15 protein-coding genes and 1 tRNA gene are annotated in these 19248 nt (G+C 52.9%); all 16 read right to left on the bottom strand.

All coding sequences use genetic code 11. The annotated features are described in order from the left end of the window. Positions 1-18: 18 nt before the first annotated feature. Positions 19-738 (bottom strand): hypothetical protein, encoded by a 720-nt coding sequence (locus ABID16_RS15495; protein ID WP_354557237.1) that lies wholly within the window; start codon positions 736-738, stop codon positions 19-21. A 158-nt stretch (positions 739-896) separates the two neighbouring features. Beyond that, positions 897-1748 (bottom strand): DUF3037 domain-containing protein, encoded by an 852-nt coding sequence (locus ABID16_RS15490; protein ID WP_354557236.1) that lies wholly within the window; start codon positions 1746-1748, stop codon positions 897-899. Beyond that, positions 1745-2539, bottom strand: coding sequence for a HipA family kinase (locus ABID16_RS15485; RefSeq protein WP_354557235.1), 795 nt, complete (start codon positions 2537-2539; stop codon positions 1745-1747). The genes ABID16_RS15490 and ABID16_RS15485 overlap by 4 nt, the downstream gene beginning before the upstream one ends. A gap of 53 nt (positions 2540-2592) precedes the next feature. Then, on the bottom strand, positions 2593-5286 hold the full coding sequence (locus tag ABID16_RS15480; protein ID WP_354557234.1) for a DEAD/DEAH box helicase: 2694 nt from the start codon (positions 5284-5286) through the stop codon (positions 2593-2595). Continuing rightward, positions 5286-7001 (bottom strand): site-specific DNA-methyltransferase, encoded by a 1716-nt coding sequence (locus tag ABID16_RS15475; RefSeq protein ID WP_354557233.1) that lies wholly within the window; start codon positions 6999-7001, stop codon positions 5286-5288. Before ABID16_RS15475 ends, ABID16_RS15480 begins: the two co-directional genes overlap by 1 nt. Further along, positions 6998-9883 (bottom strand): SNF2-related protein, encoded by a 2886-nt coding sequence (locus tag ABID16_RS15470; protein WP_354557232.1) that lies wholly within the window; start codon positions 9881-9883, stop codon positions 6998-7000. Before ABID16_RS15470 ends, ABID16_RS15475 begins: the two co-directional genes overlap by 4 nt. A 113-nt stretch (positions 9884-9996) precedes the next feature. Continuing rightward, a complete protein-coding gene (locus ABID16_RS15465) occupies positions 9997-10305 on the bottom strand; it encodes a LysR family transcriptional regulator (protein WP_354557231.1) in 309 nt (102 codons plus the stop codon). 144 nt (positions 10306-10449) lie between these two features. Next, entirely contained in the window at positions 10450-11028 is a 579-nt protein-coding gene (locus tag ABID16_RS15460; RefSeq protein ID WP_354557230.1) for a hypothetical protein, read from the bottom strand. Next, positions 11015-12226: a relaxase/mobilization nuclease domain-containing protein gene (locus ABID16_RS15455; protein WP_354557229.1), complete on the bottom strand. Its 1212-nt coding sequence runs from the start codon at positions 12224-12226 to the stop codon at positions 11015-11017. Before ABID16_RS15455 ends, ABID16_RS15460 begins: the two co-directional genes overlap by 14 nt. Further along, positions 12223-12546 carry a plasmid mobilization protein gene (locus ABID16_RS15450; protein ID WP_354557228.1) on the bottom strand — a complete coding sequence of 108 codons (324 nt, stop codon included), beginning with the start codon at positions 12544-12546 and terminating at the stop codon, positions 12223-12225. The genes ABID16_RS15455 and ABID16_RS15450 overlap by 4 nt, the downstream gene beginning before the upstream one ends. Before the next feature lie 441 nt (positions 12547-12987). Further along, the gene (locus tag ABID16_RS15445; RefSeq protein ID WP_354557227.1) at positions 12988-13434 is read right to left on the bottom strand and encodes a hypothetical protein; all 447 of its coding nucleotides are present in this window, start codon (positions 13432-13434) and stop codon (positions 12988-12990) included. Positions 13435-13525: 91 nt separating this feature from the next. Next, a complete protein-coding gene (locus tag ABID16_RS15440; protein ID WP_354557226.1) occupies positions 13526-13765 on the bottom strand; it encodes a hypothetical protein in 240 nt (79 codons plus the stop codon). A gap of 396 nt (positions 13766-14161) precedes the next feature. Then, on the bottom strand, positions 14162-15619 hold the full coding sequence (locus tag ABID16_RS15435) for a hypothetical protein (protein ID WP_354557225.1): 1458 nt from the start codon (positions 15617-15619) through the stop codon (positions 14162-14164). A gap of 197 nt (positions 15620-15816) precedes the next feature. Further along, positions 15817-17145 carry a hypothetical protein gene (locus ABID16_RS15430; protein ID WP_354557224.1) on the bottom strand — a complete coding sequence of 443 codons (1329 nt, stop codon included), beginning with the start codon at positions 17143-17145 and terminating at the stop codon, positions 15817-15819. A 40-nt stretch (positions 17146-17185) separates the two neighbouring features. Beyond that, positions 17186-19063 (bottom strand): hypothetical protein, encoded by a 1878-nt coding sequence (locus ABID16_RS15425; RefSeq protein WP_354557223.1) that lies wholly within the window; start codon positions 19061-19063, stop codon positions 17186-17188. Between the two features lie 97 nt (positions 19064-19160). Further along, positions 19161-19237: transfer RNA gene (locus tag ABID16_RS15420), tRNA-Met, on the bottom strand. Between the last annotated feature and the right edge of the window lie 11 nt (positions 19238-19248).

The raw sequence follows: 19248 nt of genomic DNA, 5'->3' as shown, positions 1-19248 counted from the left end.
CCGAGATGATCGAGCGCGTCATGGCCGACGAAGCCAAGCGAGGCCTATAACTTCGGTCTCTCGACCCTGACAAAATCCACTCGCCGGACGCTCACGTATTATCGAAACTCGATAAATCGTCCCATTTCTTGTTTGATCGGTCTCGTCAGCAGCTTCGTCCAGCGAGTTCAAGGCCATTCTTGCATGTGCCATACCCGATGATCTGGGAAGCCAGGGAACGATCATCACGCCGTAGTCAGCATATCTACGCCTTTTGGTTGCGGCGCGGAGTGTGGCGAACCCGTTTTCGAGGTTATTGGAAACCTCAAACTCAACAGCGACACGATTGCCAAGAACCTCAACACAGGCGTCTAAATACATAGTATTCCCCTGAACATCCACTTTGGTGGTACCGATGGAATTAAATCTAGCGTTTATAAGAGCTTTGAAGTTGTCGGAGCGGCCACGCCAATCGATATTTGCTCTTAGTAGCCAATTTAAAAGTACATCGAGTGATTTGTTTTCAGATTCTGTAGGATTGAACTCATTAGGCTTGAAGGCATTTACAGAAAGTGCTTGGTCAAAATTTGGGAGCATGCCAGCCTTATACGCCCCAATGTCACGAGCTGCTATTTCTCGAATTTTTTCTGAGTCATTTTCCTCAACGCCGTTTCTAAGGCAATATTGGCGCGCATAGTCAGCGATTAGCTTTTCAGCTTCAGGATCAGGCTCCGCGGCGTCAAATTTGTTCCAAAACATACCCGAAAGAAATTCCTTATTATAGATTAGGCACTGTGATCTTGTAACTGAACGTTACTGAAAAGCGCCCGCTGTATTCATTTCGTTTATGGCACCACAAGCATACCGTACTGAAGCAACAGGATACCCAGCATCGAATGTCCAAACTTACGACGTGCTCACAACGATAGCCGATGCTCTCTGAATTCATCTTCGATTTCATCAACCAGCTCAGAAACTTGAGTTTCCTCGAAAATTTCTGGTTGAAAAGGCGAACCACGTAAGATTGCAAGCGCATTTCGGTACGCCGGGATTAATTGAGGGTTCTCAGGTGCGCCCACAAGAAATCGCAACTTCAGTGGTTCTTTAGCGTCATCGGCAACGGCCGCCAAATGCCCACGCCACCGCCGAACCTTGTCCTTGATGCCCTCTGCATCGGCAAGATCAAGGGAAAGAGGTTCGTACGCATGCCAGCTTCCATTCTTCCACGCATGCTTGAACTCGATGCTGTCAGTTTTCCCTGACACGACCTTCTTTTCCAAGGAGATGTCCAGGTTGCGTTCAGCCAGCAGGTTACGCACTGGACGCCAAACGTCCTCATCCGACTTTTTAGCCTTGATGTTGACGTCGTAACGACCGACAAAACGCTCGTATAGTCGCTCAAAGGTCTTTTCGGGGTCATTGGTTAGCCCCGAACTGACGGCCGACCACTGAAGCGAACTCTCATCGTCGGGCACGACTGATCGGGCATACGTCGAAACGATGCTCTTTTGCTGAAAGAGAGCTTCCCGCTGGACGTCCTTCGCTGCGATCTTCATCCCCCTTTCGACACTATTCATGGCAGATACAAACGCATCCCGGTCAAGGTCGGGGAAGATGCTCTTGATCCGACCGATGGTCTTACGGGTACGCCAGTTTAGAACGCCGTATGCAGGCGCGTGCAGGATCAGGCCCACATTCACGAACTCACCCGTCACGACGTCATGAACGTATCGTAAAACAACGAAGCTGTATGGCTGACGTTCACTCATGCCAAAATCCTCCGCATTTCATCCAAACAGCCGTCAATATTGTCTCTCGCATCGCGGATGGTATTAAGAGCCGTAACGACGGCGGGCACTGCCTCTTGCCATTCACTTGGAACTGCATCCCGATACTCCAAAATCCGCTGATCAGACAAGTTACTCCAACAATCCTTGATGCGGATATAATCTATGTAGCGCCCCTTCAGAGCGTTGAAGAAAATATGCGCGCCGGGCTTTTCAAACTCTTTCATGCCGCCCGCGCTCCAGGGCGGCACCCAAAAAAGCAGCAGGTTGTTTGGCATAAAGGCCAACTCGTGATCGAATATTCGAAGATCTGACCCTCGAACAAGGCAGTTAGGGTTGCCAGCGCGCCGATCGGGATTTTGGATTATCGCATCGAACAACAATATCGCAGCAGCATCCGGCACCATTGTGTCCGTTAGCACATTCCCCTTTGCCCACGCAGAAAACTGGTTCGGAACTCTCGTTGAGCCGAAGCCGATGGGGGAGCTTCTGCTTAATTTCAGGCGAAAGGCTTCGTCCGGAACCGCCGCCGTAAACGCATTCGAAATTCTAACACAATAAGGTCGAGGAATTGGCAGCAGCAGGTCTGCCGCCAGACACGCGCCGATGATCTCACGCGCCAAGCTCGTTACCCCTTGATCGCATCCTGCCGAGACCTTGCAAAACAATTCAATTGATGCTCCGGCAGCGTCTTCGCAGAGCAGAAGACCCGGTCCAGTCCTGCCAGACGTCCAAGGCTTAACAAATTCGGCAGCGTCAACAACTTCCAGCAATGTCCCCCCTTGGTGCGTTTCCAACATCCTTTGGAATCCGCACCTTGCCGCGCTCAGGAAATCAGCTCTTCCGCCTGCGCATACGTCGCCGCCAGAGACGCAAGAGTCGCGCTCGGTGTAACTGCGTCGTGCGGGACGAGAACATAGGTCCAGCGCTTACCCCCCGTTTCCTTCGCATGGTTGTTCGCGTGATGAACCCACTTCCTTGCCGCCGTCGCCTTCGTGGTGACGACTGGATCACTCATTTCGTTCTTCGCCTTGATCTCGACGATGAACTTTTCCTTGTCGGTCTCGACGACGAAATCCGGCTCGTAGGATTGCCCAGCGGCATACTCGATCCGGAACTGCCCGACTCCCGGCTTCATCCATCTTTGCACTCCGGTCTCGCTCGCTGCCTCTATTATGACGGCGAACTCACGTTCCTGATCAGAATGGAATTTCTGGTAGGGATAGCAGCACTTCGCGAAGCCTTCGAAGACATACTTCGGCAGATCCTTGAGCGGAGACACGGACGTTCGGAAATTTCGAACGAATGCCTCGCTAGGGATATTGTAGGCCTGCGGTTTCAGCATCACGAAGCCGCGTGACACGCTCGCCCGATAGTCGGTGGGGCTTTCCCAGTAATGGTCCTGCATCTGCCCGAAAATGAAACGAGCAAGATCCTTCCCGTGGACAATCAAAACATTCTCGACATCCTCCGGAGACGACAAATAGGACTGCAACCGCTTCACCATCTGGCCCGCCAGCTTGAACAGCAGTTCGCTCTGCGTATCGTAGTCCACCTGCGGCAGGTCCATGAGATGCCGAACGATGTAGTTCTCAGGCCGCTCCTCCTTCGCGCTATCGACGGTCCGAGCCAGGAAAGCGCGGGATTCGTCGCGCAGCTTCTGAACCATGATCTGATCCACGATCGGCTGCTTGGCAATTGTTTCGAGATTCGAAAGATCGAAGTCGTTGAAGCCGAAGTTCACTTCGCTGGTCGGTAGCACGACGATCTCTGGGATCGAGATGGTGTAGGTCACAAGCTGCTTCGTCACTTTCGCGACCGTTGCGGCGACGTCGGTGTTTTGTTCGAAAGCTTCGAACGTTCCTTGCTCGGGTGCCATTACCTGTTTGACGATCCGGGTGATTTCTGCCTGAATCTCAGGGGTATCGAGCTTGTCGATGCCCGTCTTGATCTTCCGTTCGAACTCACGCTCGATGACGTCCCAGGCGACGCGGGCAACTTCCCGCTCCTCTTTGGTCTCGAAGACATAAGGCTTCTGTTCGGATTCCCCGAACGATCCAGCCGATCCTCCGGTGAGCATTGTTTCGACATTCGAAGGAGCGGAGACGACATGAGCGCCGACGTCAGAGACGTCGCCACCGCCACCAATGATGATGGTCTTACGGATTGAGATGAGAGAATTCGGATCGCGCGCAGCCTTGATGACGTCGTCGAAGCGATCATGGGCGATGACCGTCAATCGATCAACGGCCTCGACGCCGGTCCGCTGACCATACGGCAGTCGAAGACCGCGCCCGAGCGTCTGCTCCGTCAGGATATCAGATGCCGACGCCCGCAGCGGAACGATGGTGTACAGGTTCGTGACATCCCAGCCTTCTTTCAGCTTGTTCACATGGATCACGATGTCGGTCTTGGCATCATGCTCAAGGGCGACGAGTTTCGCGGTCGCCTCCTCCGTCTCCTCACCCCGCGTTCCCGAATGAACCTCGATCACGCGGCCCCTATAGCGCCCCTGAAAGAACTCGTCGGATTCGACAAAGCTGCGAATTTCGCTCGCATGTTTGGTATCCTGCGCAACGACCAGCATGAAGGGATGGACCAACTTCCGACCCGTCTGCTGCGCATAGATTGCGAGTTCGGCTTTCGTGAATTCATGGCAATGAATGCCATCCTCAAGCTTCATCCGTTCCAACTGTTCCGGTGTGACACTATTGGCTCGGAAGCCTTCACGAGTAGCTACTGCCGGGTCTTTGACGTAACCGTCTTCCATCGCCTGACCGAGAGGATAGTCGTAGACGACATTCTTGAATGGCACAGACCGTACGCCGACTGAACGCGGAGTAGCCGTCAATTCCAGGCCGAGAACTGGTTTCAGTTCGGCGATTGCCGTCATCCCTGCCTTTGCCCGGTAGCGATGGGCCTCATCCATCAGGAGCACGAGATCAGGAAGGCCGGACAGATAGTCGAAATAGCTTTCGCCGATGTATTCATGAAGCTTCCGAATTCGGCCAGCTTCCTTGTTGATCTTATCGACGTTGAAGATGAAGACGATCGCCGTATTCCCGTAAAGATCGCCGCGGACCGCATAACCTCTCTCCCAATTGTCCCCCGTCTCCACCAACGGCGGAAATTGAGCGAACTCGGCAATGCCCCGGAAAACGTACTTCGGAGAACCCTGCTGGCTGAAGTCGGCGACCAACTTCTCGTAGATCGTCGTGTTCGGTGCCAGAATGAAGAAGTGCTTGGATCGCCCGGTGAGGTACAGATAGGCAATGAACGCGCCCATGAGCCGTGTCTTGCCGACGCCCGTTGCAAGAGCAAAGCAGAGGGACGGAAATTCCCGTTCAAAATCCGTCACGCTAGGGTAAGTAGCCTCAATCGCGCTCAAGGCTGCGACAAGATCGGAACCCTTGGAAAATTCGATCGTATCGAGGACGTCAGCGAGAATATCGAGCGCCTCTGCCTGCGGCGTCCGAAGCGAAAGGCGAGCCTTGATCTGACTAAGCTGCCGCTGCAACATCACTCGTCCCCTCCCATATCGAACAAGGGAAGTGACCCCTCGGATTTGTGCGGCTTGGATTCTGGCAAGGCATGCTCCGGCTCGTCGGCGTCTTCCCAACGCTCCTGGACGGGCAGATTTGCAATCCGGAGCGAATAGTCGTCCCGACCCCATTCGCATTTCGCCAGAATAGAGTGTGGAATTTTCTTAATGGTGAGATTGTCGAAACTGTCTTCCTTGGCATTGAAGGCCTTGCAGCAGACCAGCAGCGTGCGCTTCGGCCCAACTTCTTCGGATAGCCTTTTCAACGCTTCGTAAGTCAACGACTGCGTCGTGACGTAAATGAAGTCTGTTTCGGTCGAATACCCATGCCGCCAGTATTCTGCGGGGTCCTGGCTCGGTGCATAGATAAAACCAAGATGCTGACACAACGCTTCTGCGAGCATCGTTCCGTTGTAATCCCGTGAGATGACCCAATTGCCAAACCGATCTTTCTCAAGCAGCGACGGTGCGAGACGATAAAACCGAAAACCACCTCCGCCTTTCCATCCTGTCACCGCCGTAACGCCGCCGGGATCGCCGCCATTTATGACTTTCTCCAACCTGGGAACAATGTGTGTAATGGCATGGTCGCCAAGTTCCACCATGATCCAGCGGCGTCCCATCTTGTGTGCTACCGCCCCAGTGGTTCCAGAACCCGCGAAAGAATCCAGGACGACGTCGCCGACACTAGTGCACATAAGAATGAGACGTTCGATTAACTCTTCAGGCTTCGGCGTCGAAAATTCTTGTCCAGGACCAAAAAGTTCTTTTTGGTGCGCCTTCGACTGGCGGGTTGTCGGCAGATCTGCCCAAATGCTGTTGTACGGTCTTGTGGGATTATCTCTCGCGTACTCTCTCGTATAGGGCACCCATTTTGAGAGCTCGTCATCACCCCGCTCCTTCCAGATCAATTTTCCATCTTTAATCAGTTGATCTACAGCAGCCTTTCCAAGAGCCCAGCGGGCTTCCCGTCCATCATCATGTATTGGAAGAACATCGTTCCCATCCGGCCCCGGAACTGGGAAGTACATTGTCGGTCTGTCTGAACGAAGGCTGTTCTTGCCATTCTTCTTGAGCAGGCGATCACGATAATATCTGCCTTCCTGATCTGGCCCACGATAGGCTTCGATGAGTGAATCATCGGGCTTTTGACGGAGTTTTGCGAGGCTAATGTCTTTCGCATATCCGAATATAAATTCGTGATCCGGGGTAACAGCCACCTTGTTGTCGTTTGGGCTATCTACTTTTCGCCAAATGAACGTAGAAATAAAGTTCCTTCGCCCGAATATTTCATCACAAATTACCTTTAAATAATGCGCTTCGTTGTCGTCAGCCTGGACGAAGAAACATCCATCACTTGCCAAAAGTTTATGAAGTAACCTTACTCGTTCTTGCATCATCGACAGCCAGATGGAGTGCTCTAGGCCATCCTCATAATGCTCGAACGCCGATCCCGTATTATAGGGCGGGTCGATATAAATGAATTTCACACCGCCAGAATGGCTCGCTTCAAGCGCTTTCAACGCTAACAAGTTGTCCCCTTGAATGAGAAGATTGTCAAAGATGTCCTCGTCAGACCACCTTGCCCTGGCGTGGCGGGATATTTCCTGATCCTCAACCAAGATACGCGGCTCAAGCTTTGGTCGCTCATCCTTCCCAACCCAAGTAAGCTCAAGGCGCGTCTTTTTATTCATTCTGCTATCTCCCACCGGATCGTCATCACCGGCGTCACTTTCGGCGTGATGGCCAGCTTCGCGGCCACCTCATCCAGTTTTCCATCAACTTCTTTTCGAATTTCACGAAGGGTCTTGAACGTGGAAAGCTTCAACTCGTCCCGCTCTTCCTCAAGACGCTTGATCCGGCGTTCTTCCGTCAGCTTCTCAGAAAGGGGAATGGACTGGTTGCCGCGCAGCGCCTTCCGAGCTGCACGGGCTTCTGCGTCGAGTTCTTTCGCCCGCAACTCGCTTGCTCGTTCAAGGTCTTCAGCATAGGCCTCCAGCTTGACGGTCTCTTCGTCGAGCCACCTACGGTTTTCATCCTCGGAGGACTGCTGCGCGTCGGCAAGCGCCTCTCGGTCAATCTTCGCCATCCTGTCTTCGGGATAGGATGCATCCACCGACGCGGACGTCGCAGGCAACTGAAACATTCGCTCGGCAGTCTCGGTCGGGACAACGAAGCCGTCATCAGTCACCGCCGCAAGGACCAGACTGTCGCGCGAACCCATCGCCGTTTCGGCCTTCAACAAGGACACGCGCAGCCACCCGCTTTTTCCGAGATAACCCTCCAGGTCTGAAAGCCTCGGCTGCCCCTCTTCGCGGTAGCTCTGATAATCAAAAGACAATTTCGAGTTGGGAAGAACCCGATCCTGACTTTCTCGAACCAAGCGGTCAGCTAGAGTGCCGTCACCAAGACGATAGAACTGCCATCCCCGATCATCGGCCTCGGGCCAGATACTGGACCAAGTCTTGCCGTCATATTCGAAATGCGGGATGCTATCGTTCCGGAACGTCGCGTCAGGCAGCTCCGCGCGCGCAAGAAGCCAAAGACGTCGTTCGAAGTCCGACATGGTCCTTTCAATTTCGCCGCCACGCTGGCGCAGCATGTCAACAATGGAGGCATCAAACAGGTTAAAAAGCTGCTGACGTGTTTCTGCCATGTCTGCCTTGATCTGATCTTCCAGTTCAGCCTCAAGCTTCTGGAACGCTTCATTCACCTCGGCCTCGGTCCGGCATGCCTGGACCACGGCAAGGACCTTCTTTTCGAAGTCGATGCCGGATTCAATCACCCCGAGGACTTGATCGCTCGCCCCGAACAACCCGTCGAACAACATGAACTTTTTGCTCAGAAGTTCGTAAATGCGCTTTTCCGCATGGTTCTTACGGTTCAGCATGTTCACGACGGTGACGTCAATCTTCTGACCGTATCGATGGCAACGACCAATTCGCTGCTCGACCCGCTGCGGGTTCCACGGCAGATCGAAATTGATCAGGAGCGAGCAGAATTGCAAGTTGATGCCTTCCGCGCCAGATTCCGTCGCAATCAGGATCGCCTTCTCATCCGACTTAAATGCACTGACGATCGCGCTCTTCATGTCGGCAGACTTCGACCCGGAGACGGCGTCTGTTCCCTGTTTCTCCTTCAGCCATGCCTTGTAGATTTGCTGGCTGTCCGGATCAGAGTTCGAACCGTTCATCAGGACGATCTGTCCGGCATAACCGTTCTGTGAGAGGATTTCGAACAGGTATTTCTGCGTCCGCACGGATTCGGTGAAGATGACAGCCTTACGCTTGCCCCCGCGTGCAACAACCTCATCAAGCACTTCCGGGAGACGGCCTATCAGCTTCTCGCCCTTGGAATTCGTGCCGATTGACCTCGCCAACGCTAGGTATCCTTCGAGCTCGGCGATTTCCGCAGCAAGCTTTTGGGGATCGACGTCAACCACGCGGTTGTCGCTGTCCTCCTGCTCCTGTGCCTCGTCATTGCTGGTGAGAACGGCGGCGTCGGCAATCTCTTCCTTCACCTCGGCGGTGTCGTCAATGTCGTCGACCACCGCCTCGTTCGCGGCTTGATTGCGCTTAAGCCGTGCGATGACGTTTTCCAGGAATTGAGCGATAGCGGCAATCGACGAACCAAGCGTCTTCCGCGCACCTATCAAAACGAGCTGATTGGGCTTCGAACCGAAGGCAATTGAATCAGGATTTTGGAGATATCCAGAAACGCCCTCGTAAAGTTTCTCTTCGAGACTGTGAGGTTCAAAATCGAAGGTGACGGCCAGTCGCTGGGTGTAATTGACGTGACCCGCCGCCTGGACGTCGCGCCGAAGATGGCGCTTGTAAAGTGGTGCCATGCGCCGACGAAGGGAAATTAATGACTGCTTGTCCGTTCCTCGACCGTACATCACCCGAAAGGACTGTTCGTCACCGAAGAAATGATCATCGACCATGGAAACGAGCCCATACAGCTCCATCAAGGAGTTCTGGAGCGGCGTTGCCGTCAGTAGCACCTTGAAGCGTGATGACAACGCTTCCTTCAAACGCTTCGCCTGGGCGGACGCATTCTTCTTGTAAACGTTGCGCAAACGGTGCGCTTCGTCGATCACAACAAGATCCCATCCGATGCGATGAATTTTATCGGCGTTGGCGGCTGCATATTGATACGACGTGATCACGATGGCTGAAGTGTCGTCGAAGGGGCTTGGCTTCCCACTCTTCACGGCGTCGCGATACGTCTTTGAATCAAGGATCGCGCTTGGGAGCGAAAATTTCTCCTGCAACTCCTGCTGCCACTGCGTCCGAAGCGACGCTGGGGCAATCAGGAGCACATTGCGACGTCTCTCTGCCCATTTCTGGGCGATAACCAAGCAGGCCTCAATAGTCTTTCCCAATCCCACTTCGTCGGCAAGGATAACACCTTTGGAAAGAGGCGAATGCAACGCGAAGCGGGCGGCCTCCACCTGATGAGGTTTCATGTCAACGCGGGCAGTCGACAAGGACTTTGCAAAGGCCTCGTCACCTCTGCCTTCCAACATGATGCGATTGGCGAAAAATTTGCTGTGATATTGCGTATAGCCTGCCATGTATACCAGTCCCGAATCCCTGACGGATAAGACCAAACCAGACACAGGAGCACAAGCCCCGCTTGCCTCCTATCGAGTCCCCAACACAACTTTTGAGATATTTCCAGAAATCGCTAATTTTCCGCCGCAGCATCCTGGATCATTGCAGCAAACTCTTCAATTTCCGAAATGAGACGGGGGCCATATTTAGCCGCGAACTTCCCAGCCTCGGTGAGATCTTTTCGTTGAGGACCACCGAACAGCTCCGCGTCGAAGAAAGCTTCAATCCGTCTGACGCGGTCAGTGATGACGGACTTTTGAATACCATGTCGCTTCGCGATCCGATCACGCGCGCCATCCTTGTTCTCCAAGGCCTCAACGAGGAGATCAACGGTCAAAGTAAGGTCAGTGAAACGCAGAGATCCAGACAGTTTTTCGGGCATGTTACCCACTCCTCAACTGCATCAATTATGGTGGCTAGAATAGATCACTTCGATACCTATAAATTTCGTTCGAAAAATTCGAACAAATTTAAATGAGACGAGGGAACGAACTAGGAGGCGGCATCATTGGGTTGCACAGAAGCATTAGACCTTCATCGTCGAATCGTCAGTTGCTGCGCTCCCTTTCAGTTCATCGTCATGTTTTAGGTGACGCATCCAGATCAGAGTCGACTTTAGCAATTCGGCGTCAATTTCTTCGGACGTATTGGCGCTCGAAAGCGCGAGAAGAAGATCGTTCCAACGTCCGTTTTTAGCCACGTGATCAAGCCAAGGAAGACTTTGAAAAGGCGCATTCCTTCGGAGCTCCTGGATGGCGTCGTGACGAAGCGGACCACCGAATTTGATGTCATCAATGAGACGCCATTTCGGGACATGGCCGAATTTCAAAACGATTGGAACATAGCGAACGGCAACGCCAAGACGTTCTGCGACAGAGATGTTCTCGGCCATGCCATGGGAAAGTGGGGGAGATACATATGTCGGCCTGCATGTCGGAGCGGGCATCATGATTGGAAGACGTCCGAATGCCGCGAGCAAAAGTATTCCAAGCTGAGATGAGACCGACGCGGCCGGGTTTGCCTGGCGCATCTTAGATGCGGTCATCATTTGCGCGCGAAATCGGTCGCGGCATGTTCTCCTTTTCTGTAAACTAGGGTCTTTCATGTCCTGTCCTCCATTTCAGATCATATCGCATCGATCTCGACGCTGGAGCATCAGCCGGCGCAATTTTCCCCGATGAAGTCTGAAGGTGTTCGATCTGACGCGCATATCTGGATAGCACGGGCTCGAAGATAGACCTGATCATCTGCGCCATCTCCAGAGCACGACGCAGCAAATCTTGGAAGTCGAATTTGTGAAGGTTTTCGAGGCTGCGGCGGAGATGAAAGTCGCGTCTTTTGGCATCTAATCCTATCGGCGCAATAGCCGCTCGAGTTTGCCATCGATGCTTTTCAAGCCGAGTATCAGTTGCTCTTGCATGTCGAGAATGAGGCCCAACAGCTTGAAAAGCTCCGTTGTCCCGTCGCCTTCCTCGGGCGTCTCCAACAAGGCCAGCAGCGGCAGCAGTCGCTTTGTGTGTTGATCTATCATCCGCAGCATCTCTGCCGGGGCGGGGTTTGTCGATGTCGAGGTTCTCATGGTTTTTTGTCTCCCTCATGAAGCTGGTGAATACTGCGCGTCGGACGCCTGCCGCCCGGTTGGCAGCAGCCACGAATTCGCCATCGGGAGCTACCAAAATGAACCCCTTCTCGCCGGGCGCTATGGTCAAATCTTGCAGTTTTAGCTCCCGGAAGAAGGCAGCAACGCCTTGCTCAAATGCCATCTTCAGCTTCGTCCGATCAAAGGCTTCAACTTTCCTCTCGGCCCTCTTTCGCGCGACATCGGAAAAGCCCTCAATCTTCTTGCTGCGTCTTTCGGCCCGTGTAGGCTGCACCGTTTCATCACGTATTTGTTCGTGATGCCGTGCGAGCTTCTCGAGGCGTGCGAAATCGTTGCGGCAAGACAAGACTTTCATCGTTGCCGGGTCAACTTCCGCCACCGCGAAGTGAAAATGCTGCCGCCCCTTTTTTTCGTGCATCACAAGTAGTCGGGGTCGATCCGGACCAATTTTGAATTCCGCATCGATCGACTTGAGGAAATCAGACAAATCGGCCTTGTCGAGCGGGCGCTCTGGGGAAATGGAAAGGTGGCGCAACGCGTATTTGCAAGCTTTCAGATTGGCCAGCGCGAGTGCATCATGCAGGGCTACACGGTCCCCAACCAGGACCACAATCTTGTCGTTGTCTCCGGGTTTGTCGAGAAGGTGTCGCTCGATATAGCGTACCCCGCCCGTCCGACTGATCCGTGTAGACTGAACTATCATTGCAGGATCTCACGGATATGTTGACGGAGGTAATCAATGTCACGCAGCGTCGAGACTGTAGCATTGTCATCGATTGGCACCTTCCCGATATTCACCGCGCGAACCAGTTGATTGAGGTTGCTACCAATCTTACCGAGACTGGCGAGCAGCCTAGCCAGTATTTCCGCATCACGGCGATCCAAGCGCCTTCGGGGCAAGCGGACACCGAGCGCGCTCCGACGGCAGAGTTCAGATACCGTCAGCCCCTTAGCTTCGGCTGCCTCCAGAATTGTGGCCAACTCCGACTGGGTCAAGCGGACTTTCATGAGCTTGTTGCGCATTGCGTCACCTCCGCCGTGGCTGCGGCGAAAACGGGGTTCACGGGGTACTCCCCTGACCAGTCTGCCTGGTCCACGAATGTGGGCACAGGGCATTGCTGGCTATCTCTCCCAAGTTTATTTCAGGATGATGAGCTCACGGGTCTGCCGGCGCAAATCCGATGTCCCGAGTTTCGAATGGAAGACTTCGAGATTCGAACGACTTTTTGAACGAAGACGATGAGCATATCGGAGAAGTCAGCATAGCGCCGTCCGCCGGGCGGGACTTCGGGAATTCGCGTATGATGAAATCGGAGAGAAGGGAGCCGTAGGAGGTGCGGCAGCATCCGGGACCGACTGCCGCCGATTTCGCATTCCGCCTAGAGTTGGTGGCGGCCAAACCCACCTCGAGGTTATTCCGAGTACCGTCTCGTTCTGCAGGGAACTCAAGCAAATTGGTAACAATTAGGCTGCAAGAGGTGAATTACCAGCCATAGTGTTGATCACTGTCCACGCAATGCACCGCTCGAGATCACCCGCTTCCTTCATGATATTCAAATCAGCATCAACTACCTGCGGCATGATGTGAACTGCGAGCCAGGGAACAGTTTTCGGTTTGGTGACAGAAGTCTTCGACAGCTCCGTGACAACGCCCCACATCGGAAGATCGGCGGTCGTTTTCCAAGCCATGTAGCATGAAAATAGCCAAATCCCCGCATGATGAAGCGTAAAGCCGCATGAACCAGGGCATGCGCCTTGGACCATTTTGAGGGTCCAGGCTGTTTTCCCGATCTTCCCAGTTCCATTGAGGACATAAGGTTTCAAATATTCAATGATTTGCGGATGAACTTCACGTCGTGGGCTATTTCGACGATGGCCTGTAAGAAGTGTAAGGTGCTCAAGCGTCTGCATAATGAGAGCCTTTCATGAGTGATTGAACTGAAGGTGAGTGGGCGCTTTTGTCGCCCTTCATTTGAAATGGTCATCGGCATCCAAGCGGGCGTCAAACGTTGTCAATGACGATCCTGATAAGCGCGCGACAGCCTGCAACTTCCGCGGCCCGCTTTGCCGCTGTCATATCCTCTGCATACCCGGTGGCAACGATTTCGGAGCCGTCGACCACATCCCAAACTACTCCGCTGGCAGTTGGAGTTATGACAAGGTCCAAAAATCTCTCGCCTGCAGAGATGGCCGCGGCCTCCCCGAAGACGTCGTTGTCCGGCTCCCATGGAAGGATTTTCATTTCTAGTTCCGCCTCAAACCGTGCGGAATGTCACAGACGCAGAGAGCCGAGCAAACATAATGCCCCAGAGACCATTGACCCCTCGTTTTCAAACCCGGCTCCAGGTCAAATGCATCCAAGAACGCTTCGACTGCAGATGCACGCGGCTCGAGATCTCGAAGCTGGTGAGGAGAAAGCGCGTCCATATCGAGCAACGCGTCGCACAGAGAATTGCGCGTTTCAGCGGGAACTGAAAGAAAAGTAAGATTCTGAAAAATCAAGATAAACCTCCGTTTCGAGAACGGAAATTTATCTATGCCATCCTGAGAAATAAAACAAAGTCGAATTCGGTCTAGAAAGGTTTAATTCGGACAAAATTGGACCCGTTGGCAAAATGCAAAAAATATATTAATAAAGCTATATGTTTCCGTCGTTTATTGCCTCGGCAAGAATCCGTCGGAATTTCTTGATGGACGATTCAGAAACTGGATTATTCCCTGCTCGCAACTGATTTATAAGGATGCCGGGTCGGGGCTCAATAGCTGTTTGCTTTTTGCCGGAACAAATTTTCCAATAGAGTTGGCCGACACGCCTGAGCGCCGTCTGTCGCCCGAGACTTTCGCACCACCCGAAATAGCGTCTTCTTTCCTCCGCAGAGCGCGGTCGTCTAAACGTCAGCAAGTCTGCGGGAAAGCGATCATCGCGTCCGTTCTGGGCAGCTACTGGAACCAGCCGACCGTCATGAAGCTGTTGCTCGGGGGCACTCTCGTTACTCCCTTCGTTCTCCCCCTTTTGACCCACGGGAAAGGAACCGGAAAATGCCCTAAAGAAGCGCTCTACAGCCTCTGGCGTGACGTCATGACAGTTGTCGCTCATTTCGGACGTAACAACAAATTCGTCGACCGCAGAAATTCGCTCTGCAGGATCGAGAGCAGATAGCTTAATCCCGTTTCTAATCCAGAGAGGCCAAGCGATCATGGCGACCTTCTTTGTTGTGAGGTCGAGTGATCGGCACCAAATGAGATAGCGATCGAAATCAATTGGCCCGCCGACGTCCATCCCAAACGCAGCATTGGGCATGGTCAGCCGAGACAGCCAGGCTGAAAGATCGACTTTCCTGACCGTCCCCCAGCGGTATTTGGGGGTGCAATACTCAGGATTGTTTTCATCGGGCGCGCGGCGAGAAAATTCCGAGTAGCCGTCTTCGCCGCGAAAAGCGGCAAGAAAATGCCATTCTGATGCAGGTATCTCGACAGCATCACCAGTGTTGATGTCAATGGCTGAAGCGATGATGTCGCCCTGCTTTAAACCAGCAAGAAAAATTCTCCTCGCATCAGCCAATTTACCGAGGGCTTCATTCGGATCCCCATCCGGCGCGAAAATGACGCTAACCGGAATCAGCGTATCATTCTGCCAGAAGAAGTAATCTTGCTCACTGTCTTCAACCCATAGGCTCCTGCCTGGCAACCATTCCAAGGTGGCGAATTCTTCGACTTCGGGCGGCATAAGGCTGAAAGGCGAGCGCCTGTTTTGCGGAACTGCGCCATCATATTTCAGCCGCTTCGATGGCTTCCACCCGAGGCACTCGTCCCTGAAAGGTTTCGAATGAAACGCAACAATTTCGGCAGACCGCCACGCAACCCACGCCAACGCCATATCCAGCGTCCAATTTGGTTCGGAAAGCGGGTCGAAAGAGCGAAAGGAAGGGAGCAGGGCGATTGGATCAATCTTCTTTGCAACCGCCTCACCCTCGGCCATTTCGGGCGTCATCGCACCAGATCGTACTTGAGCGATGAGATAGTCACGCTCTTCCTGGTCATGGTGCACCTCTATCGGCTTCGGCGTAATATCCAGCGCGGCAAGATCAAAGGACATGGCGGAATCTCGCGAAGTGGGAGCTAAGATCGACAGGGGTAGAGTAAATCCGCGAAGAATGAATCTTCCGTGTATCTTGGCCCTACAAGCAGAAACTCAAAGCCCAAGGATCAATCAAAAACAAATACTATATAACGAAAACGGGACAAAAATTCCTATCTTATTGAATTAAAAGAAGGAATTTAATTTCGACTTCGTCACGGATTTTCTGTCGTTTCATCCGCTGGAAGGTACTGGCCCAGGACCTCTGGGCTCGGCGCAATCCACTCACCCGCCTTTTCAGCTTCGATCATCTGCTCGTACCAATCCTCGACGTCAAGCTCGCTGTATTCTTGGTTGGCAAGAATTTCCTGGATAAAAGCCAACCGCGCATAGCTTAACGGAGCATTCTCGCGACAATATTGCAGAACACCCAACTCCATATCGACGGTTACCAATGTGTCACTGTAGATTTCGTATGGCGACGAGAACTTATGAAGTCTGTCCAGACGCGCTCCAAGTTTGCCTATAGCCTTCCCCGTGGCTTCATCGGTGATGTTACCAGACAGATAAGCAAGGTTTTCGCCAATATCGGGCCCCATGTCTGAACGGTATGCGCGCTCAAGCCAAGGCACAATTGGCGTTGGATCCAATAGAAACCTCTCAAATCTAAAGAGACTCGCGACACGTTCAAAGGGGTAAAATACCCCAGTGCGGCTCATTCCCATAATCGTGAAGACATCACGAACAACCGCATCTTCCCAAAAGAGACTGCTTTCCATTGCTTTTGGTGAAGGCCTTTCAACACTCACAAATCTGTTGAGCCGTGCTTGTTCCTCGATCCAGATGGCAGCATCTTTGTACCCGGAAAACCGCCGGCCACGCATCACGCCAAAAATGTCATCGTGACGAAAAAAATGATATCCGACCCCTCCCTTTGAGACCTCCTCAATCAGAGCGTTCAAGCGTTTCTCGCGGCTCTTCTGTGTCGTTCGGGGCGTTGGTTCATTTGCCCCCGACATCGGCCACAGAGCATGAATCAGCCATTCCGGCTTGATAATCCCTGAATCGCGGCGGTAAAACGTACTGTCCAATAACTCGAGAAGCCTTTGTGCTGATTTGGAGAGAGCTGCGATCTTTCGATTGCGCCTTGGAGCGACCCCCTGTCGCTGCATATGCCGCCCGACGGTGCTCTTCGATTGCTCCGTGATGCGAGCTGTCCCTCTTAGAGTTGACTTGCCGTACAGATTTGCAGCTTCTTCATAGGCAGCTGGCATCAAGAGAAATGTCGAGGCCCGTTCCTCACGATCGCGCTTAGGTTTGGGCTTCGCTGGATTGTACCGTTGGAGTGTCCAGGCTACGACGTCCTGCACCACTTGCTCACCTTCCTCTTGGGTAAAGGCAGATGATACTTGGCCACGTTCCCGAAGCAGCCGCAGCGCCGAAAGGCATTCCAACCGTAAACCCGCTTCGTCCTTGCCGTGGACATTAGCCCAGGCATAAGCAGCCTTGCGGATTGCATCAAAGGCTATCGGATTGTCACTCATGAAAGTTCGTCCGGACTTGACTAAAAATGAAATTGGTCAATCAACCAACGCCATCGATTTTCATCTTGTAGTAATCTGACCAAGACGTCCGGTAGGTCCAAGGCTTTGGACGTTCCAACTCACCGCAGCCCGCGCGCTCCTTGGCTTGCAGCAATATCTCACTCATGGCTTCGATCGTGGGTGACTGTATGTCCGTGATTTCCTTAAGGTCACGATTTGTCAAACGAGTCTTCGACCCATACCGCACAGAGGTTTCCTCTTTCGCCGAGTGGCCCATAAGCCTTTTGCGAGCGCGATGTGTCAGGTCGGTATCGTCAACAAGATCGGCAAACCAGTGCCGTGTGGAATAGACGGTGACGTCCTTACGTGTAATTGAAGTTTTCGACTTCAAATATTGCCAGCTTTTCGTGATGGGTTGCCCCCATCTCAACTCCCCGTCCGGCTTCGGGTAGGGCTCCCATTCGGGGAACACGAACGGGCAATTGACCGCACGCAACTCATCAATCCGGTCAAGAAGGCCAAGATCCAGTATCAAGGGATGCAATGGCACAATACGCTCGGATGATTTCGTCTTGAAGCGCCTGAGATCCTTGATGGCGACCCGCCCTTTTGTTGGATCGAAGCTTTGAAGATGCAGGTACCATATTCCGTCCCGCTCTCGGAAATCGTCACATTCAAGTTGCCCAAGCTCCCCAGGTCTAAGGCCTGTCAAAAACAGGAGGATGTAAGCCCAGTATAGGTGATTTTGGACAAGATAGTCACCCGGCTTCCAGATCCGTCCGCCGCCCGCGCAGCCAGTAAAGAGCGGCATCGAAAGAATTTCCACGACCTCATCTGCCGAAAACGAGTCGCGCGGCAGCGAGACCAGATTCTCCTCAGATATCTGGTTGAACATCGGCTTTTCGTGCGGGTAAACGCCCTTATCCTTCATCCAGCCGAAAAATTTCGAAAGGGCATTGTGATATCCATTCCGAAGTCTGGCTTCTGTTAGACGTTTCAGCCCCTCCCAACCATGCGTTCGGGCGTACTGGTAACGTTTGGAAAGGCTTGCTGCGTGGTTCTTGGGTATGTTCTGTCGATCCGGTATATCGACCAGCATTTCATCAAGCTTCAGGCAGCGAGCTTCATCAAAGTCGGCAACGAGGGGATCGTTGAACTCATCGATGATGAACTGCACGATCAAGACGATGACTGCCAGCGAATCTTTTTTCAGGCCTTGGCCAACATGGAATTCACGATACTCTTCAAGGCATTCCGAAAATCGCTTCGGAGAATTTGATCCGCCTTCGCTGGGCGCAGCCGAATTTGGAAACACCGTCACCGCCACCGAGCTCGAGGAGGCTGGGGCTGGCTGTTGGATCGACGCAATTGCGATAGCATTCACGTCGCGGTTGGTGAAAATTGTCTGAAGAACTTCCTTGCTTCCGCGAGCATATTCGTCCTTGAGCGTCAGCGTATGGTGGAAAGCCTTCAGTTCAGCGTTCCTTTCGCGAAGCTGCGAAAGAAGCTTATGAACTGGCTCCGCCTCAATCAAAAACTGGCTGATCTCCGACGCCTTTTTCAGTGCCTTCGTACTGTAATCGACGAAACTCTCTCGTGCGACCAGTCTGTCTTCCGAAACGGGCCAATGCTCATCAAGGTAATCTGTCGCTTGCTCGGTGATCGTTCTCACCGTTTCGAGCAATGTGAGCACCTCCGCAGCATCAAATTCAGAGGGATCAAATTGCGTATTTCTTCCGACATTATTCATGCGATCATACCAGTGTAGACACTCGAGCAAGCGTGTTCGAGCGACACGGTAGTCCGAGGTCCTTAACGACAAGCGAAACAGTTGCGTGCCGAGAAGCCGGAAGAGCAATTTAGAGTTTCTGATCTGTAAAACGTAACGGCCTTCACGGCGGGTCAGGTAGGACGGCATGCAGCATAAATCTCCGCGTACAGGGACGTGAGATGTCTCGCGGCAAACTGAAACCCCAACCGGGGCTAAAACTCTGAAATCAAAGGATTTTTTTGAATGGTAGCGGAGGAGGGATTCGAACCCCCGACACAAGGATTATGATTCCTCTGCTCTAACCTACTGAGCTACTCCGCCAGCCTTGGCTG

This window comes from Limnomicrobium aquaticum, assembly GCF_040545545.1.
Classification (GTDB): domain Bacteria; phylum Pseudomonadota; class Alphaproteobacteria; order Rhizobiales; family Rhizobiaceae; genus Ensifer_A; species Ensifer_A aquaticum.
Note: the sequence above shows the minus strand (reverse complement) of the source record. Positions and strands in the feature narration are given on the sequence as shown.